Below are 18,090 nucleotides of genomic sequence, written 5' to 3' on the forward strand. Positions count from 1 at the left end.
ACAATGGCCGACTGAAAATAGAGTTGAATGGCAACGGACTCATCCTTTTCATCTGAAATCCATCCTGGAAAAAACGATAGAAACCATCCTCAGGTAAGGGCGCGTAAGTTGTCGACCTGAAAAATCCGTAGGAGAAATGCAGAGCAACCGCCAAGTTGCGGCGAGGTACTACAGGCGCGAAATGCCTTTTCAGCAAGCCAACGCCGACAACCCTTTCGCCCAGATTTGTCGAGTGCGCAAACCGACCATGGCCCGCCAATCCGGATCAGCCGGATAGAACTGCTCGAGCAGATTCAGTTTGATCTCACGCCCTACCGCATCCAGCGGATCACCATGCAAATGCAGCCAATGGTCATCACGTAAATGCCGATGCACAGCCGGCCCCGGATACGTCCCGCACTCGATCACGAACGGCATCAATTGCACGTCCGGTAAAGCATTGAGCAACGCCTGTGAGGTGTACCCCGTAGCCGTCGCGGCCACTCCGGTTTCGCTCAAGGTGTCGGCGCCGGTGTGCAGCGTGTAAAGCCATGGGCCATAAATTGCCTGGGCCTGCGCGAGTGCCGGGTAAGGCGCCTGGGTGATGGTCAGCAACATCGGATGACCGTACTCGCCGGCGCCGGTGTGCAGGTCAAAACACATCACGGTTTCAGCGCCAGCCAGATGCGTTTTGATGATTTGGTGCAGCGTGCGATTCGACCAGCTCGGCGCGCGGCCACCGTAAAACAGTCCGTCGGGATGACTGTGCTGACCACCCTCGACAATCGACATCACCGCCGGCCAGCCGTGTTCGTTGATTTGCGCATCGAGCAAGGCGTCCGCACGTTGGCGCTCGGGGCCGTGCAAATCGGTGCAGGCGTAGATTTCATGCAGTGCCGCGTACGCGCGGTTATCCGGTAAGGGTCCTGTGAAATCGAGGTGATTGCGGTTGAGGTCGATGTTGTCTTCGTTGACCCGGCGTAACCACGCCGTACCCCATGGGTTGATCAGGTGCACCATCACCACCGCGACATCCTTGGGCAGCGATCCGGGTGCGAAGGTTTTCAGCCATTCGATCTGGCAATCCGAGCCGTAATAGCCCTCGACTCCGTGGGTACCGCTGAGCGCTACCAGCCGGCGCTTGGCCAGCGGATCGCCGAGCACGGCGACGTCGGTGCTCAGCGGTTCGCCGAATGGCCCGCAGCGTGGATGTGCGTAGGAGGTGAGCGCGGCACCGGCGGCATTGGCGGCGGCGATGAACTGTTCGCGTTGATCGTGGTAGCTGGACTCGGAGGGGAACTCGCTGTGCATGCCTGGCCTCTTGTGATTTTTATGCCTTTACCTGTAGGAGTGAGCCTGCTCGCGATAGCGGCATTACGGCCAACATCAGTGTTGACTGAACCACCGCTATCGCGAGCAGGCTCACTCCTACAGGGGATGTTGGTGCTCCATAAATTTGCGGTTGACCCTAGCGAACATCCGCCCCGAAAAGAAAGACAAAAATGCCCACCGGTTTGCGTCGCGACCGAGCGGTCGATAAAGTCCCTGAGACTTTTATCCCACGGACGGAGAGCCCGCGTGTTTTCAGCCTTGCCCTTGAGCCGCTTTCGCCTGCCTGCCCTGACGCTGATCATCAGCGCCCTGACCCTCACCGCGTGCAACGCCCCGCCCTCTTCGACCCTGCCGCTGGCACCGGAAGCCGCGTCCGGTTTCCGCACCGATCTGCAAACCCGTCACGCCAACCAACACATGGCCGCCGCTGCCAATCCTCTGGCTGCTGAGGCCGGTCGCGAAATGCTGCGTCAAGGCGGTTCGGCGATTGATGCAGCGATTGCGATGCAAGCGATGCTGACTCTGGTTGAGCCGCAGTCTTCCGGGATCGGCGGAGGCGCGATGATCGTGTTGTGGGACGGTAAACAGGTGCGCACGTATGACGGCCGCGAAACCGCACCGGCCGGAGCCACCGAGAAGCTGTTCTTGCGTGCCGATGGCCAGCCTATGTCGTTCCCGCAGGCGCAGATCGGCGGTCGTTCGGTCGGTACACCGGGCGTGTTGCGCGCGCTGGAGATGGCACATAAACAACACGGTCGCCTGCCGTGGGCGAAGCTGTTTGAACCGGCGATCAAACTGTCCGAGCAAGGCTTTGCGATATCTGCGCGTTTGCACTCGCTGCTGGAATCAGATCCAGTCATCCGCCAGTCGCCGGATATGGCCAAGTACTTCCTCAACACCGATGGCAGCGTCAAAGCCGTCGGCACGCGCCTGCAAAACCCGGCTCTGGCCGCAGTGCTCAAACGCATTGCCAACGAAGGCCCGGATGCGTTGTACAAAGGCCCGATCGCTGAAGAAATCGTCGCCAAGGTGCAGGGCCACGCCAACCCCGGCAGCCTGTCGCTGAACGATCTGCAGCGCTATCAGGCCAAGGAACGTGCGCCGCTGTGCACCGATTACAAACGCTGGCAGGTCTGCGGCATGCCGCCACCGTCGTCGGGCGGCATCGCCGTGGCGCAGATTCTCGGTACGTTGCAGGCGCTGGATACCCGCGATCCACGTCTTTCGCTGACACCGCTCAAACCGCTGAAAACCGACAAACCGGCCGGCATTGAACCGGATCCGCAAGCCGTGCATTTGATCGCCGAAGCCGAACGCCTGGCCTACGCCGACCGCGCGCAATACGTCGCCGACACCGACTTCGTGCCGGTACCGGTCAAAGGTCTGGTCGATCCCGGATATCTCGCCAGCCGCGCCAGCCTGATCGGCGAACGCAGCATGGGCAGCGCCAAACCGGGCACGCCACCGGGTGTGCAGGTCGCCTACGCACCGGACCGTTCGCCGCTGCGCATCTCCACCTCGCAAGTGGTCGCGGTGGATGACCTCGGCGGCGCGGTGTCGATGACCACCACCATCGAAGCCGCATTCGGTTCACACCTGATGGTTCAAGGTTTCTTGCTGAACAACCAGATGACCGACTTCTCGTTCATCCCCGAAGAGAACGGCCAGAAAGTCGCCAACCGCGTCGAACCCGGTAAGCGCCCACGCTCGTCGATGGCCCCGACGCTGATCTTCGATCGCCACAGCGGCGAATTCGTCGCCACGGTCGGCTCGCCGGGCGGTTCGCAAATCATCGAGTACGTAGCGAAAACCACCGTCGGCCTGCTCGACTGGAACCTCGACCCGCAAAGCGCCATCAGCCTGCCCAACTTCGGCAGCCGCAACGGCCCGACCGAACTGGAACAAGGCCAGTTCAGCCCGGCGCTGATTCAGGCGCTGAAAGACAAAGGGCATGCGGTGAATGAAATCGACATGACCAGCGGCACCCAGGCCATCGTGCGGGTCAAGGATGCGCAGGGGAAAGCGTCGTTGGAGGGTGGCGCGGATCCACGGCGTGAAGGCGAAGCGTTGGGGGATTGAGGCTAGGACGCAAAGAGAAAAGGCTTACCGTGAGGTAGGCCTTTTGCTTAGCACACCGCGTATTTCAAATCGGGATGTTTAAAAGCTGCGAGGCAAACAGAGAACCGTCCCACAAGGTTTTCAGGTTGTCCGTCGGACGTCAGCTCTCTAGCCTGTACTCGTCGCTGCCAATTCAGTGACCGGGATTGGAAACCCCGAGTAGAACCGAGCGCACAAGCGCCTTTCATAACGTATCCTTGCGCACCTTCATGGTGTGCACTCCGTTATGGCGGCTGTGCGCGGGAGACCTTCGGGTCAACCGGGTTCTCCGTTCCCCGGGTTTCCAACCTGCGTACAGCTGCCACCTATTCGTTCGGAAACCGAATCGGCCAGCTCCTATCCTGATCGGAGAACACCATGAAAAAACCAACACCCAATCCCCCCGAAACAAACACCGACCCAACATCCCCGTACGCAACCATCGACAGCAAAAAACTCAACGAAGCGGCCGACCGCGCCCTCGACCACTACCTCAAACCGACCATTCACATCATGGCGTCCACTCGCGTAGCTGAACCCATGTACCTCGCCAACCCGGTCTACGACACCGAATCCCTGCTGGCCAATGCCAGCGAAACCTTGGGTTCGGTCACCGAGATGCTCAACAATTTCGCCGCTGTGCTGGATACCGCGCACCGCAAGACCGCGCTGGGTATCGCGCAAATCGTCATGCTGAGTGAGCTGGCGGTGAATCAGGCGCTGGATAATGTTCAGCCGACTGCATAATTACTTCGACGTATAAAAAATCCGATGCCCGCAAAGGCATCGGATTTTTCTTGTAGCCAAAGATCGGGCGAGGGAGCACCGCAAGCCGGAGTCATCGCCCGCTGAAATTAGGGCACCTCATGAACATACTTCCGATTCATACCGAAGAAGACTACCGTGCGGCGCTGCAAGACGTTTCTGTGCTTTTCGACAATGAACCGGAACGTAACCCCCCGGAAGCTAACTACTTCGAGGCCATGATCACCTTGATCGAAGTCTACGAAACCAAGCAATTTCCGCGCTATAACCCGACCGAAGCATTCAAATTCCGGATGGAACAATCAGGGGATTGAGTTTGCCCTTGGGGCAAGCTTTACCGTTGAGTCCAAGCAGCCAAAAGGAGAGGTTCATGCTTACCATCGGACAAATGGCCCGCTGCCACGGGCTCACCACCAAGGCATTGCGTCATTACGACAGCATTGGCCTGTTGAGCCCGGCAGCCACCGGCCGAGACAACGGTTATCGCTACTATCGCCCGGAGCAAATCGTCACGCTTGGCCGAATCATCTGGCTCAAACAGTTGGGCTTGGGACTCGACGAGATCAAAGTCTTGTCCGCCAATGGCGGGCTGGACAGTGTCGTCAATCTGCGTGAAACCCTCGAAAAGCATGCGCAGCAATTGAAAGCCCATATCCAGCGCAGCGAAAACGTTTTAGGGCAATTGAACCGTTATCTTGCACAACCGGATCGTCCGCTGCCGGCCATGCAAACGCCTGCACGTGTCGACTATCCCGCCCTGCGAATCATGGGCATGACCTGGCAACAAGATGAAGAAGGCACCATCGCCGACATGTGGCAGCGGTTTGTACCACGGGAAGAAGAGATCGACCGTCTGCATGAACCGCTCGGCACTTTCGGCGTGTGCCAGCCGCTGGAAGACGGTCAATGGCGCTACATCGCCGGCCTGCCTGTGGGGCGCAATGCGCCGCTGATTTGCGGCATGGTCGAATTGCAGATACCGGCTCGGCGTTATGCCCGCGTGGAGCACCACGGAACAGTCACAACGCTGCCGGAAACCTTTCGCGCCGCTTACAGTGAATGGCTGCCTGCCGCCGGTATGGCGCCAGACGAAGGGATTGAATTCGAGTATTGCGGCGAGCGGTTCTTCGGTCCAATGGACCCGCGCAGCGTGGTCGAGTTGTACATTCCGCTGAAGGACTGATGGTCATGAAAAAGGCTGCAAACGCAGCCTTTTTCACGATCAGCGATTCGCCAGCAGATGCGCACCGAACAGCAGATAGCAGCCACCCGCGAACCGATCCAGCCATTGCCGCGAACGCTCATACACACCGGCGATCCGCCGACTGGCGAAGAACAACGCCACGCAGCAATACCAACTGAACGACAACGTCGCCATGGTCAGCACCGCCAGCGCCAGCAACAGTGGCGGGATGTGAGCCGGCATGGCGGTGGCGAAGACGGTGGCGACGAATAACGCCGATTTGGGATTGGTCATGTTGCCCAGAAAGCCCCGCCAGTAAGCGCCGAGCAACGTTTGCTGCGAGTCATCCAGCGTGCCCGCGACAATCGGCGCCTTGCGCTTGAACTGCTTGAGCCCGAGGTAGATCAGGTAGCAGCCACCGGCAATCTTGAAGCTCAGGTACAGCGTCGGCGCGGCACTGAACAGTGACTGAATGCCCAGGCCACCCGCCAGCCCCCACACCACGGTCCCGCTGGCCACGCCGAGTGCCGCGACGACACCGTGGCGGCGGGAACGGCTGACCGCCAGTTGCGCGATGTTGAAGAAATTCGGGCCGGGCGTGACCACGGCCACCGTCCATAACAGGGCCAACGACAACAGCGGCGCCAGATAACTTGAAAGGGAAAGATCCATGGGGCATGCGCCTGATCGGTTCGACGATGCCCTCTACCTTGCAACATCCGGCAATGTTTTGCCATCAGCCGCCATTCAGACCGCTAGCGTCTTGCCATCCACCGCATCACCAATCTTCAGGAAATGCCCGCCCGCCACGTGGTGCAAGGTGCGCAAACCGTCATGCCCTTCGAAATGCCAGCGCCCTTCGCTGAATACGCGTTCATCGGCGTGGGCGGCGAGGACTTCGGCGAGGAACAGGTCGTATTGCTCGTGGTTGCGCGGCTCCGGGAGTAAACGGCATTCCAGCCAGGCGACGCAGCCGTCAAGCAGCGGCGCTTCGACTTGTTCACCGGCAAAAGTCTGCAAACCATAGGCCTGAAACTTGTCTTGCCCTTGGGTTTGGGTGATGTCCAGACCCGAGGTATTGCCGACGGTTTGCACGATGTCGGCCTGATTGACGCACGGGACGTTGAGCACGAAGGTGCCGGACGCTTCGAGCAACTGGCGGGTCCAGGTGGATTTATCGAGGACGACGGCGACTTTCGGTGGCTCGAAATCCAGCGGCATGGCCCAAGCGGCAGCCATGATGTTGCGCTGGCCGTCGTGAGCGGCGCTGACCAGCACGGTCGGCCCGTGGTTGAGCAAACGGTAGGCTTTGTTCAGGGGCACCGGGCGGCGGTGGGAATCGCTCATGGGATCTGCTCCGGGGGAAAAGGAGCCGATTGTAGCGCCAACGTAAATTTGTAGGAGTGAGCCTGCTCGCGATAGCGGTGTATCAGTCAGCACAAATGTTGAATGTCAGACCGTGATCGCGAGCAGGCTCACTCCTACAGGGTTTAGTGCAGGTCAGTGGGAGAGTTGGTTGGCAAACTGGCCGACAGCATTCACGACTTTCTGCGCACCGTCCTGAATCTCGACAATCACCGTGCCCGCCTCTGCCGCCAGCGCCAGGCCCTGTTCGGCCTGGAGCTTGCCGTCGGTCATCAGCGCCACCGCATTGCGCGCCATTTCCTGGTTCTGCCGCACCACGGTGACAATCTCTTCGGTCGCCTGACTGGTGCGCGACGCCAGTTGCCGCACTTCGTCAGCCACCACCGCAAAACCACGGCCCTGCTCACCGGCGCGCGCCGCCTCAATGGCAGCGTTGAGCGCCAGCAGGTTGGTCTGTTCGGCAATGCCGCTGATGGTTTTGACGATGGTACCGATCACCTGCGACTGCTCGTTCAGCGCTTCGATACCCTCACCGGCAGCCTGCATGTGCCGCGACAGATCACGCATTACATTCACCGCCTCGGTGACCACAGTGGTGCCACGTTGCGCGGTGCTGTCGGTTTGCTGCGAGGTGCTGTAGGCAATGCTCGCCGCGTCGGCTACTGCTTGTTCGCGGTTGACCTGATCGGTGATCACCGTGGCGAACTTCACCACTTTGTAGAGTTTGTCGTTGGCATCGACCACCGGGTTATAGGACGCCTCCAGCCAGACCGTACGACCATGGCTGTCGACACGCTTGAAGCGTTCAGCGACGAATTCGCCGTTGTTCAAACGGCGCCAGAAGTTCTGGTACTCGGTGCTGTTGTATTCCTCCGGCGTGCAAAACATGCGGTGATGTTTGCCCTTGATCTGCGCCAGGCTGTAACCCATGCCGCTGAGAAAGCGATCGTTGGCATTGAGCACATTACCGTTAAGGTCGAACTCGATTACCGCCGTCGAACGCACCAGCGCACCGATCAGATTTTCGTGTTCACGCGAGGCTTCGATGGTGCGGGTCAGGTCGCTGGCGTAGAGCGAAATGTGCTTGATCCGCCCGTCCGAAGAACGCACCGGTTGCACGATGGAACGCAGCCACGCCTCCTCACCATTGCCGCGCAACAGGCGCACGGCACCGGCGAAATGCTCGCCGCGGGTCATGGCGTTTTTGAAGCGGTGATGGAATTCGTCGGTCTTTACGTGGGCCGGGACGATATCTTCAATCGCTCGACCGATCAGGTCCTGGCTCTTGTAGAGCATCTCGGTAAGGAAGTTCTGGTTGACCGATTGAATGCGCCCGTCAGGTTCCAGGCACAGCACCAGCATCTCGCTTTCCAGGCTTTCCTTCACCTGCACAAGGCTGGAGAGTTCTTCACGAAGAGCGGCCAGCTCTTGCTTCAGGCGTTTGTTGAACATGGGAAAGTACCGATGGGCAGGATAGAAAGCGGGATACAGCCTAGCCATCGGCCTTGAAAAGCTTTTCTGAAGAGCGTTTGCGACCCGTCGGTCAAAAATAGTTCGAGCGCACGCTGTCAGGCAGCTCCGGCCACCTGACATTGTCCTGTGCGCGGCATTCGCGAGCCAAAATACGCTGCCGTCAATAGCCCCACAACGCCCATCACCGCGCAGAACATCACACAGATCCACGGACTCCACGGCATCAGACCGATCAGCAACAGCGGTGTGGTGCTCGCCCACGCCGCGTAGGCAATGTTGTAGGTGAAGGAAATGCCGGACACGCGGATACGCGCGGGGAACAAGCCGACCATCACCGATGGCACGGCGCCGACGACACCGCACGCCAGACCAGCAATGGCATACGCAATGCCAATCCACTCGCCACCGCTGATCAGGCAGCCATAAAGCACACCGATACCCAATGGCAGCAGCAGACTGTAGAGCATGACCGTGCGCCACGCACCGAGGCGATCAACCAACAGACCGGCAATCACACAGCCGATATTGAGGAAGACGATGCCCAACGCGCTGAGGGCGAAGGTGTGGCTGGCGCTCATGCCGAAGGTTTTCTGCATCATGGTCGGGGTGATGACGACGAACACCACCACCGCCGAAGTCAGCACGCAAGTCAGCAACATCGCCGGCAGCATGGCCAGTCGATGCTCGCGCAACACCGTGCGCAGCGGCAGCTCGACCCGCGCCTCACGCTGCGCTTCCATGGCCATGAACACCGGGGTTTCGCTCAACCAGCGGCGCAGGTAAACGCCGATCACGCCGAACACACCACCGAGCAGGAACGGATAGCGCCAGGCGTAATCGAGGATTTCCGCCGGGGTGAAGACTTGCGCGAGGAACGTCGCAGTCAACGCGCCGATCAGATAACCGAAGGTCAGCCCGGCCTGCAAAAAGCCCAACGCGTAACCACGATGGCCGGCCGGTGCGTGCTCGGCGACAAACACCCAGGCACTCGGCACCTCCCCGCCAACCGCCGCGCCCTGCAGGATGCGCAGCGCCAGCAACAGCAGCGGCGCGAAATAACCGATCTGGGCATAGGTCGGCATGATCCCAATCAGCAGGCACGGCAGCGCCATCATCAGGATGCTCAGGCTGAAGACTTTCTTGCGCCCGAGTCTGTCGGCGAAATGCGCCATCAGGATCCCGCCCAGCGGCCGCGCCAGGTAGCCGGTGACAAAGATCCCGAAGCTTTGCAGCAGACGCAGCCACTCAGGCATTTCCGGCGGGAAAAACAACTGACTGAGGGTCAGGGCGAAAAATACGAAAATGATGAAATCGTAAATCTCCAGCGCCCCGCCAAGGGCCGCAAGGCCGAGGGTCTTGTAGTCGGAGCGGCTGAACGGCAAGGGTTTGGCCGTGGATTGGGCGGTCATGGCAAAGAACTCTGGCAGGCAAAAAACCAAGGCGCCCATGGTCTACGCAAATGCGCGGATGGACAACCCGTTAGACCATAGTCCCGGTTTTGCAAAACCTGCTCACAAATCGTCTTCGCTTGATTTACTGTTGAAGCCTGTCCTGCCAGGTGAAACCCACCGACCTCGAGCCGAGCCGGGAACCTTGTAGGAGTGAGCCTGCTCGCGATAGCGGTGTGTCTGTCACCTCCATGTTGAACGTGCCGATGCCATCGCGAGCAGGCTCACTCCTACAGGAGATCTGCGTTTCGCCTGCCGGATCAAAAATAACCATAAAAAATCCGAGGTACTTCCTGTGGCCGTTGATATCGAAGATAGCCGCTCCGCACGCTTTGCCCTGCGCTGTTCAAGCTTTGCCGAACGCTGGTTCCCCGATTCCTGGGTATTCGCCGCGCTGGCCGTGATCATCGTCGCCCTGGCCACCCTGGCCATGGGCGCCAAACCCACCGATGCGGCGATGGCGTTCGGCGACGGGTTCTGGAGCCTGATCCCGTTCACCATGCAAATGGCCTTCGTGGTGATCGGCGGCTACGTGGTCGCCAGTTCGCCACCGGCCGTGAAACTGATTGACCGGCTGGCGCGGATCCCGAAAAACGGCCGTTCCGCCGTGGCCTGGGTGGCGCTGATCTCGATGGTCGCGTCCCTACTCAATTGGGGCCTGTCGCTGGTGTTCGGCGGTTTGCTGGTGCGCGCCCTCGCCCGCCGCACTGATCTGAAAATGGATTACCGCGCCGCCGGTGCTGCGGCTTATCTGGGCCTTGGCGCAGTGTGGGCGTTGGGCTTGTCGTCGTCGGCTGCACAGTTGCAGGCCAACCCCGCCAGCCTGCCGCCGTCGATCCTGTCGATCACCGGGGTGATTCCGTTCACCGAAACGATTTTCCTCTGGCAGTCCGGCGTGATGTTGCTGGCGCTGATCGTGATCTCGATCATCATCGCCTACGCCACCGCCCCCGGGCCGAATTCGGCGCGCGACGCCAAGGCCTGTGGCATCGACCCGGCCTTCAACCTGCCACCGCTGCAACCGCGTACGCGTCCGGGTGAATGGCTGGAACACAGTCCGCTGCTGATCATCATGCTGGTGCTGTTGGCAGCGGGATGGCTGTTCCATGAGTTTTCAACCAAACCGGCGATCACCGCGATTTCCGGGCTGAACACCTATAACTTCCTGTTCATCATGCTCGGCGCCTTGCTGCACTGGCGGCCGCGCAGTTTCCTCGATGCCGTCGCCCGCGCCGTGCCGACCACCACAGGCGTGTTGATCCAGTTCCCGCTGTACGGCTCGATCGCCGCGCTGATGACCACGGTCAAAGGTACGGACGCGCAAACCCTGGCGCACCACATCTCAACGTTCTTCGTCAGCATCGCCTCCCACGACACTTATGCACTGTTGATGGGCGTGTACTCGGCGATTCTCGGTTTCTTCATTCCATCCGGTGGCGGCAAGTGGATTATCGAGGCGCCGTACGTGATGCAGGTCGCCAATGATCTGCAGTACCACCTCGGCTGGGCAGTGCAGATCTACAACGCGGCCGAAGCGCTGCCGAACCTGATCAACCCGTTCTACATGCTGCCGCTGCTCGGCGTACTCGGGCTGAAAGCGCGGGACCTGATCGGATTCTCCTTTGTGCAATTGCTGGTGCACACGCCGCTGGTGCTGCTGTTGCTGTGGGCGTTGGGGACGACGCTGGCGTATACGCCGCCAGTGATGCCTTAACCCTAGCGGGGCGCAGTCATGATGGCCGCGCCCCACACTTTTCTCCTGAAACAGCTCTGTGTCGGGCTGCCTGTCGCAAATAATGGCTCAGAGCCATCATCCTGCTTTACCGCATCGCTCCCTCGGTAATATTCTGCGTGCCCATAAATGTTTCCATTTTTTACCAAGCGCAAAGGGAGTTCGTTGCAATGATCGTAGGGATTGACCTGGGAACCACCAACAGCCTGGTCGCCGTCTGGCGTGGCGATGCCACCGAGTTGGTGCCCAATGCCCTGGGTCAGTTCCTGACACCGAGCGTTGTCGGCCTGGATGATCAGGGCCGGATTCTGGTCGGTCAGGCGGCGCGCGAGCGTCTGCACACGCATCCGCGCCTGACCGCGTCGCTGTTCAAGCGCCACATGGGCAGCGCCACGCAAACGTACCTGGCCGACAAGGCGTTTCGCCCGGAAGAGCTGTCCGCGCTGGTGCTCAAGAGTCTGAAGGAAGACGTTGAACGCGCCTACGGCGAAACCGTCACCGAAGCCGTGATCAGCGTTCCGGCCTACTTCAGCGACGCTCAACGCAAAGCCACGCGCATCGCCGGCGAACTGGCCGGGCTGAAGGTCGAGAAGCTGATCAACGAGCCGACCGCTGCCGCCCTCGCCTATGGACTGCACCAACGCGACAAGGAAACTTCGTTCCTGGTCTTCGACCTCGGTGGCGGCACGTTCGACGTGTCGATTCTGGAGCTGTTCGAAGGGGTCATGGAAGTGCGCGCCAGCGCCGGTGACAACTTCCTCGGTGGCGAAGACTTCGACACGGTGCTGCTGGAGCACTTCATCAGCCAGCACCGTTCGGCCGCCGACTTCCCTGAGCGCAGCAGCGTCATCCAGCCGCTGCGTCGCGAGGCCGAGCGCGTGCGCAAGGCGCTGGGCCAGGACGACAGCGCCGAATTCCGCTTGCAACTCGGTGAGCGGCAGTGGACGCACACCATCACCCAACAACAGTTGGCAACGCTGTACATGCCGCTGCTCGAACGCCTACGTGCGCCGATTGAGCGGGCGCTGCGCGATGCGCGCATCCGTGTCAGCGACCTCGACGAGATTTTGCTGGTCGGTGGCACCACGCGCATGCCGCTGGTGCGCAAACTCGCTGCCGGGCTGTTCGGCCGCTTCCCGTCGATCACCCTCGACCCGGATCAGGTCGTGGCACAGGGCGCGGCCATTCAGGCGGCACTCAAGGCTCGCGCTGCAGCGCTGGAAGAAGTGGTGCTGACCGATGTCTGCTCCTACACCCTGGGCATCGAAACCTCCACACAGGTCGGCCGCAACTATGAGAGCGGCCACTACCTGCCGATCATCGAGCGCAACAGCATCGTGCCGGTCAGTCGGGTGAAAACCGTCTACACCCTGCACGACAATCAGGAACAGGTGGTCGTGCGCATCTTTCAGGGCGAAAGCCGCCTGGTCAAAGACAACGTGGCACTCGGCGAACTGGACATCAAGGTGCCGAAACGCAAGGCCGGCGAAGTCGCTCTCGATGTGCGTTTCACCTACGACAACAACGGCCTGCTTGAAGCCCAGGTGAAAATCCCCCTGACTGGGCAACAGCATTCGCTGGTGATCGAGAACAACCCCGGCGTGCTCTCGCCGGAGGAAATCCAGCAACGCCTGCAGAACCTGGCACAGCTGAAAATTCATCCGCGCGAGCAGCAGGTCAACACGCTGTTGACTGCACGTCTGGAGCGCCTCTATCAGGAAAGCCTGGGCGATATGCGTGATCTGATGGGCGATTGGGCCAAGCAATTCCAGATAGCCCTCGACTCTCAGGACGAGCGCCAGATCCGCGAAGTGCGCACCGACTTGAGCCGACGCCTGAGCGAACTTGACCGCACCCCGTGGCAATAAGGAGCCTGACCATGGATTGCTGGTCGGTGCTGCACCTGCACGATGACGCTGAAGCGCGCGACATCAAGCGCAGCTATGCGCGCTTGCTGAAAACCTTCCGCCCCGATGAGGATGCCGAGGGTTTCCAGCGTTTGCGCGAAGCCTACGAACAAGCGTTGGCAATTGCCCGGTGGCGCCTTGAAAACGCTGAGCCTGCGGACGAAGACGACGTCGCCGTGGCCACGGCTTCCAGCGCCTTTGCCGCACTGGCTCTCGATGCTGCGCTGGCAAACAACCGCAGCCACCCGCAAAACACCGCGTGGGATTTTGCCGATCTCGACTTTCCGCCCGTCAACCCGGCAGCCCCGGAGCCTTTTGCGCCGCCGGCGAAGGATGATGCTTTGCCTGTCGAGCCTCTGACGGCGGCCCCGGACACAGAAGCGTATGTGCTTGAAGCGCAGGCCGCGCGGCAACTGCTTGAAGGGCTATCGCCAGAAAATCTCGGCGAGCGTTGGGATCAGGCGCAACAGCAAGGCTGCGCCAAGGCGTTCGAAAGGCTGTTGCTGCAACGGTGTTTTGACCTGCCACATCTGCGCAGCCCAGTGCTGCACTGGGCCGTCGAGCAACTGGGATGGTTGGGGCCGTGGCAAGACGTGCTGATGAATGATCGTCAGCGTGACGGGCTCGCTGAGAGCCTGATGGCCGATTACCGAAACACCCTGCAAGCGCTGCTGGAAAGCCAGAGCGAGCGCGAATTCCTCAACGTGCTCAAACGCTACAGCGCCCAACCGTGGCTGCAGGTTTTCGATCGCCGCGAACAATGGCAGCAAACCCTGCTGCACTTGCTCAATGACAGCGAGTGGAGCGTGCCGCTGTTCGACCGCATCGGCCAACTGTTCGGCTGGGATCACAACAAAGGCCTGCACCCGCAACCGAACTGGCTCTGGGACAGACTGATCGAACGCTGCGTTCAGGAAAGCTTCTATGACAATCTGCGGGGCAAGGCGGAAAGTGACCGCACGTGGGCGGCCGACGTTCAGGCCGCGCATCTGTTGATCAATCCGCTCAAGCCCCTGCAGCAGAAGAAGATCATTGATGGCTTTGGCCAGAATGAATGGCAGGCCTGCCATGACTTGTCGGAAAAGCTTGCTTGGCGCTTCCCCGAACTGCTCGCACGTTTGCCCTATGCCGATGTTTTTTACTGGCGACGGTTCTTTCCACGGCCCATCGCCGCCGAGACCTGGGTACGGGTATGGGCGGCAATTGCCTTGGCGCTGTGCCTGTTCTATCTGGGTATTGAGAAAAGGGATGCCGCCAATCTCATCTTCATTCCGATGATCTTTGCCTGCGTACCGGTATGGTTTTTTCGCTTTGCATTGAGTTGGTGGGTGGTGCTCACGGCCCACGTGATCGTGCCGGATCTGTGGCTCACCGAGGGACTGATTCCGCGCAAATGGAACCCTGACACGCGCTGGCTGGTGATACGCCACGGGGTTCCGCAGGTGGTGATGCTGCTGTTGTTTTCGCTGATGCTCGGGCCGCTGGGCGCGCTCACTTATGTCGGCACGCTCCTGATCGGGCTGGTGCACAAACGCCGTATCGGTTCGCTCGATCCGGAACTGAGCAGCCGCCACCCTTGGCTGACCGCATTGCATTGGGCGCACTTCAGTCCGCTGCAATTGCTGTTTCTGGTGGTCATGACCGCCGTAACAGCGGCGAGCAGGCTCGGCTATTCGCTCACCCAGCTCATGCCCGGCTAGGAGCGCAACGACAAAACGCTCTGTCACCCAACCGTCATATTGCCTTGCTAGCGTCCGCCCGAAACATACTGAAACAATTAAGCAAGCGGGCTGACCGATGAAAGATGAAACAGACGGCACTGACGCACCTGAATCCAATCACCCCACCGACACCAGTCGCCGCCGCTTTCTCGGCGGCGTCGCGGTGCTCGGTGTCGGTGCCACGCTGGCCGGGTGTGGCAGCGCCAGCGATCAACCGGGCAAACCGACCGAACGCCCGCTGACGCCCGCCGAGCTGGACAAAGCCCTGCGCGACCAAGTGAAAACCGTAGTGGTGATCTACGCCGAGAACCGCAGTTTCAATAACCTGTTCGGTGATTTCCCCGGTGTCGAAAAGCCGCTGGCCGCGCTCAAACCCGGCGACTATCAACAACGTGATCGCGACGGCTCGCTGCTGCAAACCCTGCCTCCGGTCTGGGGCGGTGTGCTGCAGATCGGCCCGCAAACCCTTGATGGCGTGACTTACCCCAACGCCACGCAGTTTCAGGAAAACCTGCCCAACGCACCGTTCGCCCTCAAAGGCCCGAACGGCGAGGACTTGCCGTTCGGCCTGGTGACCCGCGACTTGTGGCACGTGTTCTATCAAAACCAAATGCAGATCAATGGCGGCAAGAACGATGGCTTCGTCGCCTGGGCCGACTCCGGCGGCTTGACCATGGGCCACTACGCCCAGAGCCGCTATTCCCTGCGCCTGTGGGATGTCGCGCAGGAATTCGTGCTGTGCGACAACTTCTTCCAGGGCGCCTTCGGAGGCTCGTTTCTCAACCACCAATACCTGATCAGCGCCACCGCGCCGTTCTATCCAGACGCGGCCAATTCGGTGGCCAAGTCGCAGATCGCCGCGCTGCAAAGCGATGATCCGAGCGACCCGCGCCTCAAGCCGCTGGAGCAATCGCCGGCCAGCGCCATGACCGGCCCGCCGCAGTTCGGCCCAAGTGCACTGACCCCGGATGGCTTCGGCGTCAACACCCTCGCCCCACCCTACTGGCCGACGTGGATTCGCGACCCTGAACGCCCGGCGTATTCAAAAGCGGATCTGCCCAACGTGATGGTGCCGCAGACCCACGAACACATCGGCGACAAGCTGTCGAAAAAGCACATTGACTGGGCGTGGTATGCCGGCGCGTGGCAGGCGACGCTGGAGCAATACAAGGATTCCGGCGGCATTCCGAAAATCCCCAACTTCCAGTATCACCATCAGCCGTTCAACTACTTCAAGCAACAAGGCCCGGAGAACCCCGACGAGCGCAATAAACGCCTGCGCGATGCCGGTCTGGGCGATGAGTCGAGCAGCAACAAATTCTTCGCCGATGCCGAAGCGGGCAAGTTGCCAGCAGTGAGCTTCTACAAACCGCAAGGCAACCTGAACATGCACGCCGGTTATGCCGACGTGGCCTCCGGTGACCGGCACATCGTGCGTGCGCTGAAGGTGCTGCGTGAAAGTCCACAGTGGCAAAACATGGTGGTGATCGTCACGGTCGACGAGAACGGCGGCTGGTGGGATCACGTCGCGCCGCCCAAGGGCGACCGCTGGGGGCCGGGCTCGCGAGTGCCGGCGCTGGTAGTGTCGCCGTTTGCACGCAGGGGCACGGTGGATCATACGGTCTACGACACGGCATCGATCCTGCGGTTGATCACCCGTGTCTTCCAGTTGGAAACGCTCGACGGTCTCAAACAACGTGACGAGGCGATGGTTGCCCGGGGCCAGCAACCCATGGGCGATTTGACCAACGCCCTGCATTTTCCGGCCTGAAACCCAGCCCAGCGAGTTTGTGCAAAAATCTGCGGATGACAGCTTCTCTGTCAAACGCGGCTGATCCACTATGAGGCGCCCCCGACACGCGGGGAACCCACGCTGAAAAGGATCTGAGCATGTTCAAACTCGCAGGACTCACACTTGCCGCGCTGACGCTGAGCGCGGCCGCCCACGCCGATGTCGATCTGAAACTGGGCAGCACCGAACGCGTTACCCGCCTGTTCGCTTACCCCAACAATTGCAGCGTAATCTGCTTCCGCAACTGGACGCTGGAACAGACCGTCGCCCATTACCTGAGCCAGAGCGTGCAACGCGATGGTTATGCCGATGCCAAGGTGTTGGTAAAAACCGATAACGGCCAGCTCTACGCCGAGATCACCGGCGTGCCAAAGGATTACGACAAACCGCTGTCGGCGCTGTTGGACGCGGGAGATCTGGCCTACACCGGCGCCAGCAAACTCAACGCCGACGGTAAATGGGCCTACAGCTGGTACCTGTTCCTGCCGCTGGGCATGGCTTTGGAAAACCGTAAAAGTGTCGAGTTGCTGCACTTCCCGCCAGATTACTCGCTGACCCAAGCGCAGGATTATTTGCGTTCGAACACCACCGATCGTTGGGCGACGCTGCTGACTGACAATGGCATTCCTGCCGAGCAGACGCCGGCCTATCAAACCATCATCGATATCGCCCCGATCGCTGCGCCGTCCAATGCTGGCAGTGATCTGGAAGGCGTGTATGACTACTTCAAGGACTACCAGACCACCCTGGTCAAACAGTTCAGCCAGACCGCCAGCGGCACGACACTGCCGATGGTCGCGTTCGGCGCGCCGGTGCGTAACTGGATCAAGCAGCAATACGGGCCAACCGTGAATGTCTTGGGCCTGGCGACGATCAGCCCGAGCGAAGGCGTGAAAGTGCCGGTGCTGGGTTCCAACCACCCGAGTTATATCTGGTACGCCGCTGACCCGAAAAGCTACACCGGCGACGACGCACAGGCCAAGGCTGATGCTGCGGGCCTGAAAGTCATGGGTCAGGATTTGAGCGCGGCCTGCTGGCAGGCGGGCATGGGCAGCAAACCAGGCAGCGATGCACAGGCCACGCTCAACAGTTGCACACAGACGTGGCAGGTGACGCAGAAGGTCAAAACCTGCGAGTTGTTCTACACCTCGATCCGCAACCTGACCCCGGAACAGGCTGTCGCCAAGTGCGCGACCACTCCGATCAAGGCACAACTGAAGCAGTTGCAGGCACCGCTGCCTGCCACCGCCGTTCCCGCCCCGCACCTGTAATCGCTTGAAGCGCTCCCGTGTCAGC

13 protein-coding genes and 2 pseudogenes are annotated in these 18,090 nt (G+C 60.5%); 9 read left to right on the forward strand and 6 right to left on the reverse strand.

What is annotated here, in order from left to right; translation table 11 throughout:
• Positions 1-189 precede the first annotated feature (189 nt).
• Entirely contained in the window at positions 190-1,290 is a 1,101-nt protein-coding gene (locus tag AC1DVF_RS14340; protein ID WP_477782646.1) for a DUF2817 domain-containing protein, read from the reverse strand.
• A 267-nt stretch (positions 1,291-1,557) separates the two neighbouring features.
• Between AC1DVF_RS14340 and ggt the strand changes: the two genes are divergently transcribed.
• From ggt to AC1DVF_RS14360, 4 genes and pseudogenes are all read left to right on the forward strand, one after another.
• The gene (gene ggt, locus AC1DVF_RS14345; RefSeq protein ID WP_477782647.1) at positions 1,558-3,390 is read left to right on the forward strand and encodes a gamma-glutamyltransferase; all 1,833 of its coding nucleotides are present in this window, start codon (positions 1,558-1,560) and stop codon (positions 3,388-3,390) included.
• 396 nt (positions 3,391-3,786) lie between these two features.
• Positions 3,787-4,155 carry a DUF6124 family protein gene (locus AC1DVF_RS14350; RefSeq protein WP_414925687.1) on the forward strand — a complete coding sequence of 123 codons (369 nt, stop codon included), beginning with the start codon at positions 3,787-3,789 and terminating at the stop codon, positions 4,153-4,155.
• Positions 4,156-4,274: 119 nt separating this feature from the next.
• A pseudogene (locus tag AC1DVF_RS14355) lies at positions 4,275-4,481 on the forward strand (transcriptional regulator); the annotation flags it as partial.
• 62 nt (positions 4,482-4,543) lie between these two features.
• Complete coding sequence (locus AC1DVF_RS14360) at positions 4,544-5,356, forward strand: MerR family transcriptional regulator (RefSeq protein WP_116255195.1); 813 nt, start codon at positions 4,544-4,546, stop codon at positions 5,354-5,356.
• A gap of 39 nt (positions 5,357-5,395) precedes the next feature.
• Here the strand turns inward: AC1DVF_RS14360 and AC1DVF_RS14365 are convergent, their stop codons facing one another.
• The 5 genes and pseudogenes from AC1DVF_RS14365 to AC1DVF_RS14385 form a co-directional block, all read right to left on the reverse strand.
• Positions 5,396-6,028 (reverse strand): LysE family translocator, encoded by a 633-nt coding sequence (locus AC1DVF_RS14365; RefSeq protein ID WP_093441500.1) that lies wholly within the window; start codon positions 6,026-6,028, stop codon positions 5,396-5,398.
• Positions 6,029-6,103: 75 nt separating this feature from the next.
• Entirely contained in the window at positions 6,104-6,703 is a 600-nt protein-coding gene (locus tag AC1DVF_RS14370; RefSeq protein ID WP_099757184.1) for a flavin reductase family protein, read from the reverse strand.
• A gap of 153 nt (positions 6,704-6,856) precedes the next feature.
• Entirely contained in the window at positions 6,857-7,417 is a 561-nt protein-coding gene (locus AC1DVF_RS14375; protein ID WP_371748318.1) for a methyl-accepting chemotaxis protein, read from the reverse strand.
• Positions 7,397-8,314, reverse strand: a pseudogene (locus AC1DVF_RS14380) (PAS domain-containing protein); the annotation flags it as partial. The pseudogene AC1DVF_RS14380 and the gene AC1DVF_RS14375, both read right to left, overlap by 21 nt.
• Positions 8,290-9,603 carry an MFS transporter gene (locus tag AC1DVF_RS14385; protein ID WP_477782648.1) on the reverse strand — a complete coding sequence of 438 codons (1,314 nt, stop codon included), beginning with the start codon at positions 9,601-9,603 and terminating at the stop codon, positions 8,290-8,292. The pseudogene AC1DVF_RS14380 and the gene AC1DVF_RS14385, both read right to left, overlap by 25 nt.
• 334 nt (positions 9,604-9,937) lie before the next feature.
• On the opposite strand from AC1DVF_RS14385, the gene AC1DVF_RS14390 reads away from it, so the two are divergent.
• From AC1DVF_RS14390 to AC1DVF_RS14410, 5 genes are all read left to right on the forward strand, one after another.
• The gene (locus AC1DVF_RS14390) at positions 9,938-11,356 is read left to right on the forward strand and encodes a short-chain fatty acid transporter (protein ID WP_460088990.1); all 1,419 of its coding nucleotides are present in this window, start codon (positions 9,938-9,940) and stop codon (positions 11,354-11,356) included.
• Positions 11,357-11,544: 188 nt separating this feature from the next.
• Positions 11,545-13,242: a molecular chaperone HscC gene (locus AC1DVF_RS14395; RefSeq protein ID WP_116255199.1), complete on the forward strand. Its 1,698-nt coding sequence runs from the start codon at positions 11,545-11,547 to the stop codon at positions 13,240-13,242.
• Between the two features lie 11 nt (positions 13,243-13,253).
• Complete coding sequence (locus tag AC1DVF_RS14400) at positions 13,254-14,981, forward strand: J domain-containing protein (protein ID WP_477782649.1); 1,728 nt, start codon at positions 13,254-13,256, stop codon at positions 14,979-14,981.
• 97 nt (positions 14,982-15,078) lie between these two features.
• Positions 15,079-16,773: an acid phosphatase gene (locus AC1DVF_RS14405; RefSeq protein WP_093441523.1), complete on the forward strand. Its 1,695-nt coding sequence runs from the start codon at positions 15,079-15,081 to the stop codon at positions 16,771-16,773.
• A gap of 119 nt (positions 16,774-16,892) precedes the next feature.
• The gene (locus tag AC1DVF_RS14410; RefSeq protein ID WP_093441527.1) at positions 16,893-18,065 is read left to right on the forward strand and encodes a hypothetical protein; all 1,173 of its coding nucleotides are present in this window, start codon (positions 16,893-16,895) and stop codon (positions 18,063-18,065) included.
• The last annotated feature ends 25 nt before the right edge of the window (positions 18,066-18,090 follow it).

This window comes from Pseudomonas sp. P4_D7 (assembly GCF_056401755.1).

What these genes read in the sequence shown, in the direction of transcription:
- AC1DVF_RS14340 (WP_477782646.1), bottom strand. Translation starts at nt 1,290, where the DNA reads ATGCACAGCGAGTTCCCCTCCGAGTCCAGCTACCACGATCAACGCGAA.
- AC1DVF_RS14350 (WP_414925687.1), top strand. Translation starts at nt 3,787, where the DNA reads ATGAAAAAACCAACACCCAATCCCCCCGAAACAAACACCGACCCAACA.
- AC1DVF_RS14360 (WP_116255195.1), top strand. Translation starts at nt 4,544, where the DNA reads ATGCTTACCATCGGACAAATGGCCCGCTGCCACGGGCTCACCACCAAG.
- AC1DVF_RS14365 (WP_093441500.1), bottom strand. Translation starts at nt 6,028, where the DNA reads ATGGATCTTTCCCTTTCAAGTTATCTGGCGCCGCTGTTGTCGTTGGCC.
- AC1DVF_RS14370 (WP_099757184.1), bottom strand. Translation starts at nt 6,703, where the DNA reads ATGAGCGATTCCCACCGCCGCCCGGTGCCCCTGAACAAAGCCTACCGT.
- AC1DVF_RS14385 (WP_477782648.1), bottom strand. Translation starts at nt 9,603, where the DNA reads ATGACCGCCCAATCCACGGCCAAACCCTTGCCGTTCAGCCGCTCCGAC.
- AC1DVF_RS14395 (WP_116255199.1), top strand. Translation starts at nt 11,545, where the DNA reads ATGATCGTAGGGATTGACCTGGGAACCACCAACAGCCTGGTCGCCGTC.
- AC1DVF_RS14400 (WP_477782649.1), top strand. Translation starts at nt 13,254, where the DNA reads ATGGATTGCTGGTCGGTGCTGCACCTGCACGATGACGCTGAAGCGCGC.
- AC1DVF_RS14405 (WP_093441523.1), top strand. Translation starts at nt 15,079, where the DNA reads ATGAAAGATGAAACAGACGGCACTGACGCACCTGAATCCAATCACCCC.
- AC1DVF_RS14410 (WP_093441527.1), top strand. Translation starts at nt 16,893, where the DNA reads ATGTTCAAACTCGCAGGACTCACACTTGCCGCGCTGACGCTGAGCGCG.